The following is an 18,919-nucleotide window of genomic DNA, read 5'->3' as shown; positions in this document are numbered from 1 at the left end:
AGGTATGATTAATTTAACAAAATATGTCCTAAAACGGCCGGTGACTACCATAATGTGCATACTCTGCCTTATATTTTTTGGTTATACGTCGGTAACCGGAGCCACAATGGAGCTGACGCCTGAAATGGATATGCCTATGCTTCTGGTCTTAACTAACTACTCCGGAGCCAACCCGGAGGACGTAAATGATCTGATAACCAAAGAGATAGAGGACCAGGTGGGGTCTCTCAGCGGCCTTAAGTCCATTACATCCGCCTCCAGCGAGGGTATGTCCATGGTAATGCTGGAGTATGAGTATGGTACGGATACGGATGAGGCGTATGATGACTTGAAGAAAAAAATCGATCTGGTGACCACTCAGCTGCCGAATGACGCGGATACGCCGGTAATTATGGAACTGAACATGGATTCAGCCGCGGATATTACTCTGGCCATTGACAATGCGTCTCAGAACAATCTGTACAGCTACGTGAACAACGAGCTGGTGCCGGAGTTTGAAAAGATAGCGGTTGCCGCTGATGTAAGCATTCGGGGCGGTTCAGATGAATACGTGAAAATCGAGGTGATACCGGAAAAGGTAAGCCAGTATAAGGTCTCTATCTCTTCTATCGCGTCGGATATCCAGGCTGCAGACCTTTCCTACCCGGCGGGGGATACGCAGGTGGGAAGCCAGGAGCTGTCAGTATCCACCCGTATGACCTATAACACAGTGGAAAATCTGAAGAAAATTCCTCTTACTGTGCCCAGCGGGGATACGGTATATCTGGAAGATGTGGCAAATGTATATACAACCACGGACTCCAGCAGCAGTATAGCCCGTTATGACGGAAACGACACGATTTCTGTTTCCATCAGCAAACAGCAGAGCGCTACTGCAATGGAACTGTCAAACCAGGTAAAAAAGACCATCAGCCGTCTGATGGCAGAGGACCCGGATTTGAATATCATTCTGGTGGACGACTCATCTGATTCCATTATGGAGTCCCTGATGTCTGTTGTTGAAACCTTAATCATGGCGGTTGTGATCTCAATGATTATCATATGGCTTTTTTTCGGAGATATTAAAGCCTCCCTGATAGTGGGCAGTTCCATACCAGTGTCTATTCTGGCAGCATTTATACTTATGGATCTGATGGGATTTTCACTCAATGTAATTACCATGAGCGCCCTGACCCTGGGGGTTGGAATGATGGTGGATAACTCGATTGTAGTGCTGGAGAGCTGTTTCAGAGCCACGGCTTCCTCTGAAAAAAAGGCGGGTCTGGTGGAATTTATGGACAACGCTCTGGAGGGAACCCGGGTCGTGGGCGCTTCCGTACTTGGCGGTACTGCCACCACCTGCGTGGTATTTATTCCTCTGGCATTTCTTGAGGGCATGACAGGGCAGCTGTTTAAACCTCTCGGATTTACCATTGTATTCTGTCTGACCGCTTCCCTGATATCCGCTGTCACGGTAGTTCCGCTGTGCTATATGATTTACAGGCCGAGGGAAAGACAGAAGGCGCCTTTGTCCAAACCGGTTTACAGGCTTCAGGACACATACCGCAGCGCGATGCGCGTGATACTGCCTAAAAAAAAGACTGTCATGTTCATTTCCATAGGATTGCTGATGTTTTCTCTGTTCCTGGCAACAAAACTGGATATGGAGCTGATGGGCTCAGATGATAACGGTGAGATTACGATATCTGTTGATACCAGACCGGGACTTATGACTGAAAAAGCGGATGAGATTCTCAGGGAAATCGAAGGGATTATTGTTCAGGATTCCAATCTGGAATCTTACATGACCAGCTACGGCGGAGGCGGAATACGTGCTGATGATTCAGCTACCATAAACGCGTATCTGAAGGACGACAGGGACATGGATACGGTGGATGTGGTTAAGATGTGGAAAAAGCAGCTGGCGGATGTGAGAAACTGCGATATATCCGTGGAAATGAGCTCATCCATGAGCATGATGTCCTCGGCTCTGGAAAGCTATGAAGTGATTCTGAAGGGCGCTGATTATGACGAAGTAAAGAGCATCTCCAATAAGATTGTGTCCCAGCTTATGGAGCGGGATGACGTGACAAAGATACATTCGGATCTGGAAAATTCTTCTCCGGTAGTGGAGATAAGAGTGGATGCCCTGAAGGCTCAGGCAGCGGGATTAAGCGCGTCCAAAATAGGAAGCGCGGTTCACAATGCGATCAGCGGCGTGGAATCCACTGAAATTGAAATAGACGGAAACGATATAGATGTAAAAGTGGAATACTCGGATGAGGATTATAAGACCATTGACCAGGTAAAGGGCCTTGTTCTGACCACGGGAAGCGGAGGCTCAGTGGCGTTGACGGATGTGGCTGATGTGCAGTTCGTGGACAGCCCGGCCAGTATTTCCAGGGAAGACAAGGAATATAAGGTGACAATCAGCGGTGAGTATACAGAGCTGGCCACAAGGGAAACCAAGATGCGGATTAACCAGGAAGTGGTAACGCCAAATCTTACTCCGTCTGTGAGTATAGGCCTCAATTCCATTGACAGTTCTATGAACGAGGAGTTTTCAGCCCTTTATAAGGCCATCGGAACGGCCGTATTCCTGATATTCGTGGTTATGGCGGCCCAGTTTGAGTCGCCCAGGTATTCCTTCATGGTTATGACTACCATACCATTCAGTTTAATAGGAGCCTTTGGACTGCTGTTTTTAACAAACTGTAAGATTAGTATGGTATCCCTTATTGGATTTTTGATGTTAATTGGTACGGTGGTGAATAATGGTATTCTGTTTGTGGATACGGCTAACCAGTACAGGGAGACCATGGACATGGACACCGCGCTGATTGAAGCAGGAGCAACCCGAATCAGGCCCATTCTTATGACAACCCTGACAACAATCATTTCCATGATTCCCATGGCCATGGCTATCGGAAACTCAGGAAATATGACCCAGGGACTGGCAATTGTAAACATTGGCGGTTTGACCGCTTCCACGGTTATGTGTCTGCTGATGCTGCCCGGATACTATAAGCTCATGAGCGGAAACAGGAAAATCATAAAGGAAAAAAGAGGCGGCGGGAGAAAACCCTGGCCGGTAAATGCAGGCAGCTTTAAGAAGAACCTTAAGAGAAACAGAAAGGATAAGGGGAGGAGTGAAGAATGAAACCACAGATGACCTTTATGGCAAATGGCCGCTGCATCCTGGTTCTGGCGCTGACAGCTGTCATGGGGGGCTTGTCCCCCATGGCAGCCCTGGGAGCCATTCCGGAATTTGCCAGGACAGAGCAGGAGTGGGCCCGGCTGCAGGACAATGTAATAGAATACGATGAAATTCCGGATTTGATTCATGAATACAACGCAACGGTTCAAAATAACCAGTATGATTACCAGAAATTCCGTGAGGACTATGGGGATACCAATTCCGATGTGGCTGACGCGTACAATGATCTGGCTCAGGATTTTTACGATGACATGTCTGGAGAGACAGACGCCGGTTCCATGATGTCAGACCTTCAGCTGGATATTCAGGCGAGGAATATGCTGAAACAGGCAGACAATACACTGGAGGACAGCAAAATATATCTCCTGACCTATGAGATGGCCGAGGATAATCTGGCGGCCACGGCGCAGTCCAACATGATATCCTATCATAAAAAACAGCTGGAGCTGGAGCAAAAGCAGACGGACTTGGAGCTGGCAAGGGAAAAATATAGTTTAGAACAGGTAAAGCAGGCAGCCGGCACGGTTACGGCAGTGGATGTGCTTACTGCAAAGGAAAGTCTGCAAAGCAGCGAGAACAATATAAAAGAACTGGAATCAGGGATAGAGAATCTGAAGGAGGAATTGTACATTTCCCTGGGATGGAAGCATAATGATTCGCCGGATATAAAGGAGCTGCCGCAGATGGATGTAAGCCGCATTGACGGCATGGATCCGGACCGGGATCTGGAGACAGCCCTGGAAAACAACTATACATTGAAAATAAATAAGCGCAAGCTGGAAAATGCCAGATCAAAGACAACAAGGGAATCTCTGGAAACTAAAATCAGGAATAATGAAAAACAGATAGGGGCATCCCTTTCCAGCGCGTATAAAAACGTGCTTTCCGCCAGGCTTTCCTATGAACAGGCGGTGGCAGAGGCGCAGTTGGAGGAAACCAATACAAATATTGCAGCCGGAAAGCTTCAGGCCGGCATGATGACCAGCCTGGAATATAAGGAGCAGGAGTATAAAATGGAAAGCAGCCGTTTAAATGCCGAAATGGCGGCCGTCAGCCTGTTCCAGGCCATGGAAACCTATGACTGGTCTGTGAAGGGGCTGGCGTCGGCAGAGTAGGAGACAATGGGCGGACGTGCAGGACAGACGGCGGGGAGCAGGCAGAGCAGGAGGTGCGGAAATAGAATGGACAGGATAACAGGCAGAGCAGAAAAAAGGAGAAGAACAGGAAGGAAGCGTTTTCTCATCACTATGCTTTCCTTGTCCCTGGCAGCCGGATTATCAGAAGTAACGGCATTGACGGCAGCCGCGGCTGCCCAGAACGGACCTGGAGATACGGACCGCCAGGAGGAGTATCTGGGACAGGAGAGGAATGAAAAACTGAAGGATGATGTGCTGGAGTATTCGGAACTTCAGGACATGATACGGACCTATAATCCCACGGTCCTGGAGGTGGCGGATTCCTATAACAAAACCATCATGGACTATGAGAATGCCTGGGCTGAATTAAAACTTTATCAGGGAAGGGCTGATTCTGACAAGGATGACGCTAAGGATGCAGGCAATGCGGAACAGTATACTTATTATACTGCCCAGGAACAAACCTACAAGGCGGCAGCCAGTTCCTATTATAAGATGCTGGACAATATGAAAAAAACTGCATCCTCCACCAGTACCCAGAGACAGACGGAACGGCAGATGACCGTGGCAGCCCAGTCTCTGATGGTGAGCTATGAGACGCTGAGGCAGCAAAAATATACCCTTGAGAAGATGGAGGAACTGTATAAGACACAGTACGAGCTTGGAACCGTAAAGGAGCAGGCGGGGACTGCTGCCGCGGCGGAGGTGCTCTCATTTAAGAATCAGGTGCTGGCAGCTCAGGCATCTCTGGCTGAGGTGGAAGCCAATATGGAAAGTATATATAACAGTCTGTGTCTGATGGTTGGACGTGAGGCGGACGGAAGCCTTCAGGTTGCGTCCATTCCGGCCGCGGACCCCTCCAGGATAGGAACCATGAACCTGGAGGAAGATACCGCAAAGGCAATAGGGAACAATTATACGCTGATCAGCGACCGTCATTCACTGAAGGTGGATTCCACATCCAGCTCCAATTATAAGCTTAGGACCATGGAAGACGGGGAACAGAAGCTGACATCGAAAATGAAACGTCTGTACGAAGATGCAGCCATAAAGCGGGATGCCCTGGAGCAGGCCAGGACAGGATATGAGAAGGCCCGGATAAATAAGCAGCAGGCAGATACCAAATATGCAATTGGTATGCTGAGCAAGGACGAGTATTTGATGGAAGAACTGGATTACGTGCAGAAGGAAGCAGATTATAAAGCAGCGGATTTGGCGTTGCAGCAGGCCATGGACACATACGATTGGGCGGTGCTGGGCATAGCTGATATAGAATAAGGGTCAGGCGAAAGGAGGGATATGGATGAAAAAAATCAGAGTGGCAGGATGGATGACAGGTATGGGGGCAGCGGCAGCGGTACTTGCGCTGTCCGCCCAAACAGCCTGGGCCGGAAGCTGGATTGAGGAACCCATGGGCTGGTTCTATGAGAAGGATGACGGGGAGACGGTACGAGGCTGGAACCAGATTAACGGCATTTGGTATTATATGGACACGGAAACCGGCGTGTGGCAAAAAGAGCCTGCCATCAACCGGGCAAACGCCCCGTATCTCATGGAAAATATGATGGCAGAGGCAGGGCTTTACCAGGATGAAGAAAAAGAGATGGAATACAGGGTGCAGTACGAGACAAAAGACACCATAGAGGTTTTGGCAGGTTGGGAAGAAAAGCCGGGTGTATTCCACTCTGTTAATACGTTTGAAATAAATAAGAAAACAAAGACCGCAATATCGAGTGTAACCAAGGAGGAGTATGGAGTATATTAACCATATGGTGGGAATCTGTGTTACCGAAAAAGGAGAAAATGTCAGGCTGGACATCTATTGCAACCAGGGCAGATATATGGAAAGAAAGACAGTGAGATACAGGAAGGAAGAATCTGCCCTGTGTGATGCTGCCCTGTACGGATTGCTGAAAAGAAGAACAGGTGATGCCCCACAGGACTGTGTAAAGGGAGGAATAGAGCCAAGTCCCTCTCTGAAGGAAAAGAGCGAATTGTGCCGCTGTCTGTCCAAAACCTATATGGTGGGAAAGCGCATAGGTCCCTTTTGGTGCTTCAAGGGAATGCTTTCAGGCAGGCTGGGGCAGAGGAGGCCGTTATCAGCCCTTTTATATGATACAGAATACGGCCAGATTGTGATAGTAGCCTGCGGCCCTGAAGTCAAAACATGGTATTTGTTTGAGGGAGAGGCAGGGGCAGATATAGGAAAAAATGGAATGGATAATGGATATATATTATCTATTTGGGGCATGGGGAAGGTTCTCCAAAAATTTTTCTTTAAAACAATAGTAAGCTATTGAAAAATGCAAGTGATTGTGCTATGATTTTTTGCAGTAATAAGGAGGTGAAGAGATGATTGCTCAGAATTCATGCGGCGCCTGTATTAAACAGATACATGATGCGCTGGAAAAAAATGCAAATAATGCGCTGCGCCATCAGGATTTGACCATGGCCCAGGTAGGAGTTTTGCTTGCTCTGAGCGGTGCGCCGGATTATCAGCTGACACTAAAGGAGCTGGAGCATGCACTTCATGTGGCCCAGTCTACGGCAGCAGGTATTGTGGCGCGTTTGGAACAAAAGGGCTTTTTAGAGGGCTTCGGGGACCCGTCTGACCGGCGCGTTAAGATGGTGAGGCTTACTCCGGCAGGGATAGAATGCTGCTGCGAAGCGGAAGATAACATGAAAAGGGCGGAGAGGATGCTTCTGTCCGGTCTGACAGAGACAGAACAGGGGATTCTGGGTAGCCTCCTTCGCAAGGTTCGGGACAGTTTGATATAAATACCCGCTGCGCACAGCGGGTATTTTGCAGCAAAAATAATAGCATGATATTGATATGATGGAATTTATCTGGCGCAGCTATTCAATTATTAACTTGCGGCGGAGTGCGCCATTTTCCAGGATAGGAGGAAAACTAAATGAAAAAAAGCAATGCAGCAGACATATTTGGCAAAGCGCCTGTGTTTCAGGCGGTTTTTAAAAATGCTCTCCCTGCTATGGCGGCTATGCTTATGGTATTGATATATAATCTGGCAGATACTTTTTTTATAGGCCAGACACATGATGCCCTGCAGGTGGCTGCCGTATCTCTGGCGACACCGGTATTTCTTATATTTATGGCGGCAGGAACGATCTTTGGTATTGGCGGTACGTCAGTTATATCCCGCGCTATAGGGGAAGGCAGGCATGAGTATGCCAGAAGCGTGTGCGCGTTCTGTATGTGGAGCTGTGTTGCCGTAGGCATTGTTATGGCAGCCCTGTTTCTTATATTTATGAATCAGATACTGGGATGGATGGGCGCCAGCGCGGATACCTGGGAGCTTGCTGAGATTTACCTGACTATTGTAAGCCTGAGCGGTCCATTTGTCCTTATTTCCAACTGCTATTCCAATATAATCCGCGCTGAGGGACAGTCGGGGAAGGCCATGATGGGACAGCTCTTGGGAAATCTTCTGAACGTAATACTGGACCCAATTCTGATTCTTGGCTTTGGCTGGAATATCGCAGGAGCGGCGATTGCCACAGTGATTGGCAATATTGTTGGTGCAGGATACTACATCCTTTATTTTAAGGGAGGAAAATCTTCCTTAAGCATTCAAGTGAAAGATTTTACAACCAGGAATCGGGTGTGCAGCAGTGTTCTGGCTATCGGTATTCCTGCGTCTCTGGGCTCCCTGCTTATGAGTGTTTCGCAAATTATTGTCAACAGCCTGATTGCGGAATTTGGGGATATGGCACTTGCTGGAATGGGAGTGGCCATGAAGATAACCATGATTACCGGTATGATATGCATTGGTTTTGGCCAGGGGATTCAGCCTCTTTTAGGCTACTGCGTGGGCGCGGGAATGTGGCGGCGGTTTAAGCAGGTGATGAAATGTTCCATCCTTTGTTCCTTTGGGCTTAGCGCGGTGATGACTATAATCTGCTATTTTTTTGTCAATCAGATTGTCAGCGTATTCCTGACAGAAGCGTCTGCTTTTAACTATGCGGCCCGGTTTGCCCGAATCCTGCTGTGTACCAGCTTCCTTTTCGGTATGTTTTACGTTCTTTCCAACGCACTGCAGGCCATGGGGGCTGCAACAGAAGCCCTTATTATCAATCTGAGCCGCCAGGGGATTATCTATATTCCTTCACTGTTCCTATTGAAAATGGCCATTGGACTGGACGGTCTTGCCTGGGCCCAGCCTGTGGCGGATATACTCTCTACAGGACTGGTGGCTATCCTTTACATCAGGACTGTGAGGAAGATGGAATATAATTGCTCCATTTTATCCGGCGGCTGTCAGATGGAATCTTAATTTGTGACAGCGGATGACAGAATGGGATATGCTGTGATGAAATAAAATATGATAGTTGGATGTGGTATTGGCGAGGCGATGATTAAATTGCCTCGCCAATTGTATGTTTGCGCGTCCTCCAAGACTGTCATGCTATCTGAGCGCCGCCTTTCATAAGAAAGTGGCGGTTGAGTAAAAAAAGACTAAAGGTTAGAAATGACGGAAAGTTTACTATAAAAATGAAGGGTAAACTTTGAAAGGTTTACTGAGAAAACGAAACAGCGGGAAATAAGAGGGGAAATAAAGAAATTACCAGTTTATGGTGATGATATATGTGATAAATGCATAAAATATAGGGAAAAATACTATGCAATATGCAAGAAAAATATTTAAAACAAAAGAAGATATTGACAATCATTGTGAATAGTACTATACTCCAAATATCGGTAAACCAATTTACTAAAACGTGACATTTACAGGGGACGGAAAAGATTGCTTGAAGATGTAGTAAACTAATAGGAAGTAAACCTGGAGGAAAACTGACAGGAGAAAACAAACAGGAGAAAACAAAGCAGGAGGAAGGAAAACGCATGACAGGAATCATTGTAACAGGACACGGAACGTTTCCGGAGGGCATTCTGAGCGCCGTCTCCCTGGTGGCCGGGAAACCGGACAACACGGAAGCGGTTAACTTTGAGATGGGACAAAGTTCAGAGGATTTGAAGGAGTCCATGGCAAAGGCCATGGAATCACTGGAAGGGGATGAGATCCTGATTCTGGCTGATTTGGTGGGAGGCACCCCGTTTAACACGGCAGCAGCCCTGAGAAAAGCGCGGGCAGACAAGCGAATCAAGGTAATTGCCGGTGTGAACATGGCAGCCCTGGTGGAAGCCGTGTTCTCCAGACCTATGTATGGGCTGGACGAACTGGCGGCGGCGCTGCTGTCAGCAGGCAGGGAAGGCCTGCGGGATTTAGATGCCCTGGACAGCGAAGAGGAAGCACCGGAATTTGAGGACGGACTGTAAGAACGGATTATAAGAACGGATTGCAGGATTGGTTAACATTCCAATCCGGCTCGATGTAAGGAAAGGATGGGGATTGAGAACGTGATTAAGAAGATTCATGTGGAACCAATCAACAGGAAGGCTGAATACGAGGCAGCGGGGTTTCTGACCAGGGAAGAGGTTACGGCAGCCATGGACCGGGTGGCGGACCAGGTAAGATGCAATATGGAGTACTTGGGCACCAGATTCCCTTCATCAGCCACCAGGAACCAGACATACGGAGTCATAGACAACATCGAATGGACGGACGGATTCTGGACAGGACTTCTGTGGCTGTGCTACGAGTACACAGGAGACGATGCATTTAAAAATCTGGCTCTTAAAAATGTGGATTCCTTCCTGAACCGGGTAGAGAAGCGCATTGAGCTGGACCACCATGATCTGGGCTTTCTCTACAGCCTGTCATGCGTGGCCGGATATAAGCTGACTGGTTCTGCAGAGGGCCGGAAGGCAGGGCTTCTGGCAGCCGATAAGCTGATGGAGCGGTTTCAGGAAAAGGGCGGTTTCATCCAGGCCTGGGGAGAGCTTGGAGCCAGGGACAACTACCGCCTGATCATTGACTGCCTGCTGAATATTCCGCTGCTGCACTGGGCTTTTCTGGAAACCGGAAACCCTGTATACCGGAACGCAGCGGTGCGGCATTATGAGGCGGCCTGCAACAATGTGATAAGGGATGACGCCTCAGCGTACCACACCTTTTATTTTGACCCTGGGACAGGGGAACCTCTTAAGGGCGTTACCAGACAGGGATACAGCGATGACTCGGCCTGGGCCAGGGGCCAGGCATGGGGAATCTACGGTATACCTCTGAATTACAGATACGTCAAGGATGACAGCGCCTTCAATCTGTTTAAGGGAATGACCAATTATTTCCTGAACCGGCTTCCGGAGGATCAGGTATGTTACTGGGATCTGATATTCACAGACGGTTCAAATCAGTCCAGGGATTCATCGGCGGCAGCCATTGGGGTGTGCGGTATTCATGAGATGCTTAAGTATCTGCCGGAGGTAGAATCCGATAAGAATACCTACCGCCATGCCATGCACTGTATCCTGCGCTCCCTGATGGAACGCTATACGGCGCCGGAGATAAAACCCGGAAATCCGGTGCTGCTCCATGGAGTGTATTCATGGCATTCAGGCAAGGGTGTGGATGAGGGGAATATCTGGGGAGACTATTATTATATGGAAGCCCTTATGCGGTTCTATAAAGACTGGAATTTATATTGGTAAGAAAACATGAAAACCCATGGAGAATAAACAAAATGGGCTTATAACAAGGAGGATATGAAATGGCAGTACCTAATATAGTAGCATTCAGGATTGACGAGAGGCTGATTCACGGACAGGGACAGCTCTGGATTAAAGCTCTCGGCGTGAATACGGTTATCGTTGCAAATGATTCGGCCAGCGAGGATTCCATGCAGCAGACGTTGATGAAGGCAGTGGTTCCAAAGACCATCGCCATGCGCTTTTTCTCTATCCAGCACACCTGTGACGTAATCATGAAGGCATCTCCGAAGCAGACCATCTTTATTGTCTGCAAGACGCCGGAGGATGCGCTTAAGCTGGTGGCGGGCGGAGTACCTGTGAAGGAAATTAATGTGGGCAATATCCATCACGCTCCGGGAAAGGAGGAAGTGAGCAAGTATATTGCACTGGGCGGCGAGGATAAGGCAGCCTTAAGGCAGCTGCGTGACACGTATGGAGTTGTCTTTAATACCAGGACAACTGCTTCCGGCGACGACGGGGCAGCCAGGGTGGATTTAAATAAGTATCTTTAATTGTAAAATACACGTTTAAGAGGAGGGAATTATCGTGACAATCAGTATGTTTCAATGTTTGTTAATCGGTCTGTGGACAGCCTTCTGTCTGGCAGGCATGCTGTTCGGAATTTACACCAACCGGTGCCTGGTCATGGCAGCCGGCGTGGGACTTATTTTAGGGGACCTTCCCACCGGCCTGGCCATGGGAGCTGTAGGCGAGCTGGCATTTATGGGATTTGGCGTATCCCAGGGCGGTTCCGTACCGCCAAACCCCATGGGCCCGGGAATTGTGGGAACCATCATAGCCATTACCATGAAGGATTCCGGTATTGATGTGGGCTCTGCCCTAGCTCTTTCATTCCCATTTGCAGTGGCTTTCCAGTTTGTGATTACAGCCACCTATACCTTTGCCACAACCCTTACAAGCTATGCTTATAAGGCCCTGGATAAGAAGAATTTCCGCGGCTTCAGGATAGCTGCCAATGCAACAGTCTGTGTATTTGCGGTGGTCGGCTTTATTATCGGATTCGGCGGCGCCTTCAGCTCCGAGGGACTCCAGAAGGTGATTTCACTGATTCCCGCATGGCTCAGCGCGGGTCTGGGCGTGGCAGGCAAGATGCTTCCCGCCATTGGCTTTGCCATGATTCTCAATGTAATGGCAAAGAAGGAACTGATTCCATTTGTACTGTTTGGCTATATCGCCATTGCCTACCTGAACCTTCCTGTCATGGGAGTGGCTGTTATCGGTACGGCCATTGCACTGCTTGTATTTTTCCATGCCGGCAAAGGAAACGGCGAATCTGTAGAAGAAGTGGAGGTTGAATTTGAAGATGGCATTTAATCAGCTGGAGAAAAAAGATTATATGAAAACATCCCTGCGGGCCTATTTCCTGCAGAATGGATTTAACTATGGCAATTACCAGGGCCTTGGCTATGCAAATGTACTTTATCCCGCCCTTCGCAAGATGTACAAGGACGACGATGACAAACTCCAGGAAGCATTGAAGGAGAACATAGAGTTTTTTAACACCAATATTCATTTTCTCCCGTTTATCACCAGCCTTCATCTGGTCATGCTGGAGAATAAGACTCCTTCCAATGAAATCCGAAACATCAAAATGGCTCTCATGGGACCGTTGGCAGGTATCGGTGATTCTCTCGCCCAGTTCTGTCTGGCGCCGCTGTTCGCCACCATTGGTGCGTCCCTGGCCCAGGACGGCCTGATTATGGGGCCCATCCTGTTCTTTGTGGCCATGAACGTGATTCTTCTGGCCATGAAGCTTCTCACCGGCATGTGGGGATACAAACTGGGCACCAACATCATTGCCACCCTCAGCACGAAGATGGAACAGATTTCCAACATCGCCAGCATGATAGGTGTGACCGTTATCTCAGGACTTGCGGTAAATTTTGTGAAGATTTCCACACCGATTCAATACGTTGCCAATATGCCGGGAGACCAGCAGAAGGTGGTGGCCATCCAGGAGATGATAGATGCCATTGCCCCCAAGCTCCTTCCTGTATTGTTCACAGGACTTATTTTCTACCTGATAAAAGTGAAAAAGTGGACCACCTATAAGCTGGTCATCCTTACCATTATCCTGGGTGTGGTGCTTTCTGTCCTGCATCTGATTGCCTAGAAAAAAGCGGGGAGGTACCCTTTGGCATGTATGCCTGAAGCATACAGCAGGGGTGCCTCCCTCTCTGGTTTATAAATATGGAAGATCACAGGGGGCGCAGCAGCCCGCCTGAATGAGAGAAAGACCAAATGGAATAAAAAGGAGTTATCTATGGGTGATGAACGGTATGTACAAGTAAGAGAAAGAGCAGTGGCCTACGCAGCCTGGTATGAGAAGGAACGGGTGACCGCCCATTTCACTGAAAACTGCCGGGAGGAGGCAAAACAAATTCTGGCGCAGGCAGACAGGCTCATGGCGCATACATTTTCGTTTGAGGACAGATGGGATATGGAACCCTGCCGTGAACCGTTTACCCTTAAGGAAATGATATGGGACAGAAGCCCCAACGGGGATCCGGAATGGATTTTCATGCTGAACCGTCACGAATACATGAACAAACTGCTTATTGCCGGCTGGCTTACCGGCGATACGTCATATGCTGAAAAGCTGAAATGGTTCCTGCTTCATTGGATACAGGCAAACCCCATACTGCCAGAGGGAACCGTGACCACCAGGACCATTGACACGGGAATCCGGTGTATGAGCTGGCAGTATCTGCTGCTTCATCTTCTGGGAGAGGGACTTATAGAGGAAAGGGAAGCGGGTGAAATCCTGGAGAGCATGAAAGACCAGTTTGCCAGTTTGAGGAAGAGGTACATTGGAAAATATACGCTCAGCAACTGGGGCGTCCTTCAGACGGCATCCATATGCAGCGGGTACCTGTGGTTTCGCGAATATTTACCTTCAGACGGAACAGAGGACTGGGCCTGGAAGGAACTGGAACGTCAGATTGGGCTTCAGGTGCTGGATGACGGAGCCCACTGGGAGCAGTCCATGATGTATCATGTGGAGGTGCTTCTGGCCTGTATGAAGCTGCTGGCCTCCTGCCGGGCCATCGGCCGGATTGGAAGCAGGACTGATAAGGCCGGCGCGGGATATGGCTGGGGTGAACCTGGCGGGGATGGAGATAGCCGGAAAGAATTTTGGCGCAGTACAGACTGGCTGGAGAAGGCAGTTGACAGGATGAGCCGTTACGTGCTTTTTGCCACGGGACCGGATCATGTTCAGATAGCCCAATGTGACAGCGATGTTACCGATGTGAGGGATGTGATGGTGAAGGCTGCTGTTCTAACCGGTGACGGCAGGTATAAGTATGCGGGATATGATACCGCGGACCTGGACAGCGCCTGGCTGCTAGGCAGTGCCGGAATCGCCGGATACCGCGCCATGGAAGGCAGAAAGCCGGAGAGCCGGTCCCTGGAAGCAGCGGATGCCGGGCATATTTTTTTCAGAAGCAGCTGGGAGGAGGACAGCCATTTTACCTACCTGAAATGCGGTCCCCTTGGAAGCGGTCACGGACATGCGGATTTGACCCATATATCGCTCTATTACAGAGGCCGTTCCGTACTGGCGGACAGCGGCAGGTACTCCTATGTGGAGGAAGAACCGCTGCGCCCGTTTTTAAAGAGCGCCCAGGCCCACAATGTATGCGTTATAGACGGAGAATCCCATGGAAGGCCCAGGGGTTCATGGGGGTATGACAGCTTTGGACAGAGCTTTAAAAATTATTACCGGGAACAGGGGCCGGTCCATTACGGGGAAATGGCTTATCACGGATGTCTTATGTCCGGCGAACATTATCTGGTCATCCGCAAGGTGATGGCGGTGGACCAGGGAATCTGGATGATTGTCAATGATATACGCTGCGACGGCAGCCATGAGGTAAAGGAGTATTATCATCTGGACAGTGCCGTGCAGGCTGCCCGAACAGGACCGGGCAAGGACGGGACCGGGGAATACTGGAGACTGTGCTGCGGCGGGGATGTGTCAATGACGGTGCTGGGATCACGCCCCTTTGAGTCAGAGACCTGCATTATATCCAAACAATATAACCAGAAAGAAAAAAGCACCTGTCTGGTCAGGAAAACCGGCTTTACAGACCGTATCACAGACTGGACCTGTCTGTTGGGTGAAGGAACAGAGGCTAAGAAAACCCCTGTTTTCCAGTATGGAAGCAGCCGGCCTGAGCCGGAGGAACAGGTGACGGCCATGAGCTTTTGCATCTCGCCGGATGAATCCTGGGATTTCCTGATCTGGAATCAGGAGACATGGCAGGGCGGTAAAATCCATTATTGCAAAGGGGTGCCGGTTTATGCAAAGGCAGCAGCCATTCACACCATAAATGGGAACACGACACTTTACCGATTAAGGATTTAATGGTATATTTATAAGAGCGATGCAGGATGAGGCGGGTGGAGGTCAGAATGAAGAAGTTGACAATTAATGAGATTGCTGAACGGGCGGGTGTTTCAAAGACAACGGTGTCCTTCTATCTCAACGGCAAGATTAATAAGATGTCTGAGGAGACCAAACAGAGAATACAGCATATCATTGATGAGACCGGATATGAGCCAAGTGCTGCAGCCAGGGCCATGAAGGCCAAGAGCAGCGGCGTGGCGGGGGTCATTCTGGCGGACACGTCGGAGGGATACTGCGCCAGAGCTCTCAAAGGAATTGAGGAGGCGGCCAGTGCCCTGGAGTACCAGATTGTGGTCGGAAACAGCGGTCTCGCTTTCCAGCATGAGAAGGATTATGTGGAACGCATGCTCCGGCTGGGGGTTGACGGTTTTATAGTCCAGTCCACCTACCGCTTCGGCATGCTGGCCTCAGACCTGGAAAAAAAGAAAAAGCCCGTCGTATACCTGGATGCCAAGCCCTATGATTTCAAGGGGCGGTATGTAAAAAGCAATAATTATGACTGCGTGTATCAGGTGATTTCGGAATGCATCAAGAAGGGATATGAGAACTTTCTCATGATTTCCGACGGCGACTCCAATATCAGCGCGGGTTTTGAGAATACCCAGGGATATAAGGACGCCATTCAGGACGCCTGGAAGGAGGGCGCCACCCAGTATCTCCAGGAGGGCGTGAAGTCCGATCAGGTGTATGAAATGCTGAAGGACCAGATTGACCTGGAAAAAAAGACGCTGATTTATGTTGCCAGTCCGGGACTTTTGCAGGTGGTGTACCAGGCGATCCGCAGATACCCGGATTATATGAGGCTGTTTCCTGACACACTGGGCCTTATCGGCTTTGACGCGGAGGGATGGACCAGAATGACGACCCCAACCATTTCCGCCATCATCACGCCCGCTTATCAGGAAGGGGTCAGGGCCATGGAAGAGCTGGCCGACATCCTGGACGGCAAGAAAACAGACGGGGAAGTGGTGTTTAAGAATATAGTCAAGTGGAGGGAAACCACCCTTTGACCCTTTGATTTTCGGCTTCTGTTTTTTGCCGGGGCGGAATCGTCCATGATGGAATGGAGACTCTGACAGATGCGAAACAGGCTGAGGGCAGTGCCATTAGGCCGTTTCCTGTCATCCCAGGGTGAGCAGGGACAATGTTTACGTTGTTTCCAGGGTGGCCGTAAAATATTTATCATTTGTTTAGAAAGAAGTCAGAGTTTTTTAAATATAAATGTTGCCCAGTCTGCTATACTTGTAGAAAACAAAAGAAACGGACTGGACAAAGAATGAAATTCTGGGCTTACTTTTTAATTCCCGTATACACGGTTTTATTTACAAGAGGATATAATTGGTTTACCACCAATTTTTCTGTTATCGGCAATTTTTTTGACAGGAAAAAGTCGTTTTTCCTGTGGGGAGTTCTGGTGGGAAGTTATTTTTATATGATACACCGGAATATAAAATCCCGTGCAGCGCTGCACCCAATCTGCGCCAGATTGATACCGGCTGCACTGGTACTGTTGTTCTGCGCCATTACGACGCCCTACCTTCCGGAGGAATTGCCCCTCAAATCTGTACTGCATATCGTATTTGCATTTTTATCCGCAGTGCTGGTGCTTTTGTACCTGTTTTGGATAATCCGGACCAGGTATCAGACAGAGCCAGGAGCATACAGGCCTTTTCTGTATGGATGGGGAGCCATTGTGGGGGTGTCCGTAATCCTTTTGGCGGTGGCCGGAATCATCAGCAGCGCATTGGAGATTTATGTGACGCTGACATCCGTTGCCATGGCGCAGCGTCTGGCTTGCAGGGTTGCCGTACAGGAGGAAATGCCGGACAGCGGTGGAGACACATCCGAAAAAGCTTCGCGGAGAAAATCTCTGGGAAAACGCCGCAATCATCTATTGACATAAAAAACGGATTTACATATAATAAGGCTAGAAAAAACGTGCTTTTCCAGTGGATATACACGAATTCAGCCACAAAGAGAGAGTATATGGCACAGAGGTGTTATGACTCTCTCTTTCAATATCAGGGAGGATTTTTATGCCAGTATTTGATTTCAGCGACACACCAAAAAAGGAAGAAGAGCCACAGTGCACTTACACGGTATATTACTCCAATGAGCCGGCGGCTTCTCCGGAGAAGCCCATGCTTGTTCTGGATAACAGCAGCCGGGACTGGAGACACCATTCCTGCGGCGTTTTCACCAACCAGGCCAAGCGGACCGCTTTCGAGTTCAAGGAGGAGGACGGGACTGTCAGCGCGGATATCCTGCAGGTTGACGCCCGCTTCACCAGCCTGCTGCGCTGGCTGGGGGAAAACCATATCAGCGTCCGATTGTCCGGTCAGAACCGCGGAGACGGATACGCGGTCTATAAGATTCGGGAGGTGGCCTTTGGAGGAGGGACCAAGCTGTCTGCCGAGGACGGTTTTCTACAGTTTATGATTGAACGGCTGCTGGCAGGCAGCGCGCCGGAGCCAGAACTGGCAGAGGAGGACCAGGAGGAAAACGGTGACGACATGAAGCTGACCAGTATTCAGAGCCTTACTGATTTCATGAACTGCGCCGGCAGGACGCTGCCGGACAATATACGGATTTGGGCCCGCAGGAACCTGGCGGTGGCCCGCTCCCATGAAGTGACTCCGGAGGAGAGGCGCCATGCCCAGCGCGCCCTTTCCATCATGATGAACATTCAGTGGAAGAATCACTATTTTGAATCCATTGATCCTGTGGAGGCCCGCAGGATTCTGGATGAGGAACTGTACGGCATGGAACGGGTCAAACAGAGAATCATAGAGACCATCATACAGATTAACCGCACCCATACGCTTCCTGCATACGGCATGCTGCTGGTTGGCCCGGCAGGTACAGGAAAGTCACAGATTGCCTATGCGGTAGCCAGGATATTAAAGCTTCCGTGGACAACCCTGGATATGAGCTCCATCAATGATTCGGAACAGCTCACCGGCAGTTCCCGCATTTATTCCAATGCCAAACCCGGAATTATCATGGAAGCGTTCTCTATGGCAGGAGAATCCAATCTTGTCTTTATTATCAACGAACTGGACAAGGCGTCTTCAGGAAAAGGAAACGGCAATCCCGCCGATGTGCTGCTGACCCTCCTGGACAATCTGGGATTTACGGACAATTACATAGAGTGTATGATACCCACCGGCGGCGTGTATCCCATTGCCACTGCCAACGATAAGAGCCAAATCAGCGCGCCTCTCATGTCGCGTTTTGCGGTGATTGATATTCCGGATTATACGCCGGAGGAGAAGAAAATTATATTTTCAAAGTACGCCATGCCAAAGGTTTTAAAGCGCATGGGGCTGCATGAAAATGAGTGTGTGGTGACAGAGGATGCGCTTGACGCGGTCATTGAAAAATACGCGGACACCACAGGCATCCGGGATCTGGAACAGGCCGCGGAGCATATGGCCGCCAATGCCCTTTACCAGATAGAAGTGGACAATGTGGCTGCGGTGGTGTTTGACGGGGATATGGTGAGGGAGCTGCTGGGGTAAAGGCGTGTTCCTGCACAGAGCAGA

Annotated in this window: 16 protein-coding genes; all 16 read left to right on the top strand. The window is 49.4% G+C overall.

Going from position 1 to position 18,919, the window contains the following annotated elements:
• Positions 1-4: 4 nt before the first annotated feature.
• Entirely contained in the window at positions 5-3,139 is a 3,135-nt protein-coding gene (locus LI015_RS12230) for an efflux RND transporter permease subunit (protein ID WP_227125171.1), read from the top strand.
• On the top strand, positions 3,136-4,311 hold the full coding sequence (locus LI015_RS12225; protein ID WP_227125169.1) for a TolC family protein: 1,176 nt from the start codon (positions 3,136-3,138) through the stop codon (positions 4,309-4,311). Before LI015_RS12230 ends, LI015_RS12225 begins: the two co-directional genes overlap by 4 nt.
• Positions 4,312-4,377: 66 nt before the next feature.
• Entirely contained in the window at positions 4,378-5,610 is a 1,233-nt protein-coding gene (locus tag LI015_RS12220) for a TolC family protein (RefSeq protein WP_002569550.1), read from the top strand.
• A 25-nt stretch (positions 5,611-5,635) separates the two neighbouring features.
• Complete coding sequence (locus LI015_RS12215) at positions 5,636-6,097, top strand: hypothetical protein (protein WP_002569549.1); 462 nt, start codon at positions 5,636-5,638, stop codon at positions 6,095-6,097.
• Entirely contained in the window at positions 6,084-6,632 is a 549-nt protein-coding gene (locus LI015_RS12210; protein ID WP_227125167.1) for a hypothetical protein, read from the top strand. Before LI015_RS12215 ends, LI015_RS12210 begins: the two co-directional genes overlap by 14 nt.
• A gap of 52 nt (positions 6,633-6,684) precedes the next feature.
• Positions 6,685-7,110 (top strand): MarR family winged helix-turn-helix transcriptional regulator, encoded by a 426-nt coding sequence (locus LI015_RS12205; protein ID WP_002569547.1) that lies wholly within the window; start codon positions 6,685-6,687, stop codon positions 7,108-7,110.
• A 137-nt stretch (positions 7,111-7,247) separates the two neighbouring features.
• Positions 7,248-8,627, top strand: coding sequence for an MATE family efflux transporter (locus LI015_RS12200; RefSeq protein WP_227125165.1), 1,380 nt, complete (start codon positions 7,248-7,250; stop codon positions 8,625-8,627).
• 569 nt (positions 8,628-9,196) lie between these two features.
• Complete coding sequence (locus LI015_RS12195; RefSeq protein ID WP_117626300.1) at positions 9,197-9,631, top strand: PTS sugar transporter subunit IIA; 435 nt, start codon at positions 9,197-9,199, stop codon at positions 9,629-9,631.
• Between the two features lie 66 nt (positions 9,632-9,697).
• On the top strand, positions 9,698-10,903 hold the full coding sequence (locus LI015_RS12190; protein WP_227125163.1) for a glycoside hydrolase family 88 protein: 1,206 nt from the start codon (positions 9,698-9,700) through the stop codon (positions 10,901-10,903).
• 59 nt (positions 10,904-10,962) lie between these two features.
• Positions 10,963-11,454 (top strand): PTS system mannose/fructose/N-acetylgalactosamine-transporter subunit IIB, encoded by a 492-nt coding sequence (locus LI015_RS12185; protein ID WP_002569542.1) that lies wholly within the window; start codon positions 10,963-10,965, stop codon positions 11,452-11,454.
• 34 nt (positions 11,455-11,488) lie between these two features.
• The gene (locus tag LI015_RS12180) at positions 11,489-12,277 is read left to right on the top strand and encodes a PTS mannose/fructose/sorbose/N-acetylgalactosamine transporter subunit IIC (protein WP_002571274.1); all 789 of its coding nucleotides are present in this window, start codon (positions 11,489-11,491) and stop codon (positions 12,275-12,277) included.
• Complete coding sequence (locus tag LI015_RS12175; protein WP_002569540.1) at positions 12,267-13,076, top strand: PTS system mannose/fructose/sorbose family transporter subunit IID; 810 nt, start codon at positions 12,267-12,269, stop codon at positions 13,074-13,076. The genes LI015_RS12180 and LI015_RS12175 overlap by 11 nt, the downstream gene beginning before the upstream one ends.
• Before the next feature lie 150 nt (positions 13,077-13,226).
• Entirely contained in the window at positions 13,227-15,332 is a 2,106-nt protein-coding gene (locus LI015_RS12170; protein ID WP_227125161.1) for a heparinase II/III domain-containing protein, read from the top strand.
• 47 nt (positions 15,333-15,379) lie between these two features.
• Positions 15,380-16,384: a LacI family DNA-binding transcriptional regulator gene (locus tag LI015_RS12165; RefSeq protein WP_002569538.1), complete on the top strand. Its 1,005-nt coding sequence runs from the start codon at positions 15,380-15,382 to the stop codon at positions 16,382-16,384.
• A gap of 266 nt (positions 16,385-16,650) precedes the next feature.
• The gene (locus LI015_RS12160) at positions 16,651-17,277 is read left to right on the top strand and encodes a hypothetical protein (RefSeq protein WP_002569532.1); all 627 of its coding nucleotides are present in this window, start codon (positions 16,651-16,653) and stop codon (positions 17,275-17,277) included.
• A 133-nt stretch (positions 17,278-17,410) separates the two neighbouring features.
• Positions 17,411-18,895 carry an AAA family ATPase gene (locus LI015_RS12155; protein ID WP_002571267.1) on the top strand — a complete coding sequence of 495 codons (1,485 nt, stop codon included), beginning with the start codon at positions 17,411-17,413 and terminating at the stop codon, positions 18,893-18,895.
• Positions 18,896-18,919: the final 24 nt, after the last annotated feature.

The sequence above is a fragment of the Enterocloster sp. 210928-DFI.2.20 genome (assembly GCF_020554465.1).
Taxonomy (GTDB): Bacteria; Bacillota; Clostridia; order Lachnospirales; family Lachnospiraceae; genus Enterocloster; species Enterocloster bolteae.
The sequence above is the reverse complement of the archived record's forward strand: the minus strand, read 5'-3'. Positions and strand labels throughout refer to the sequence as shown.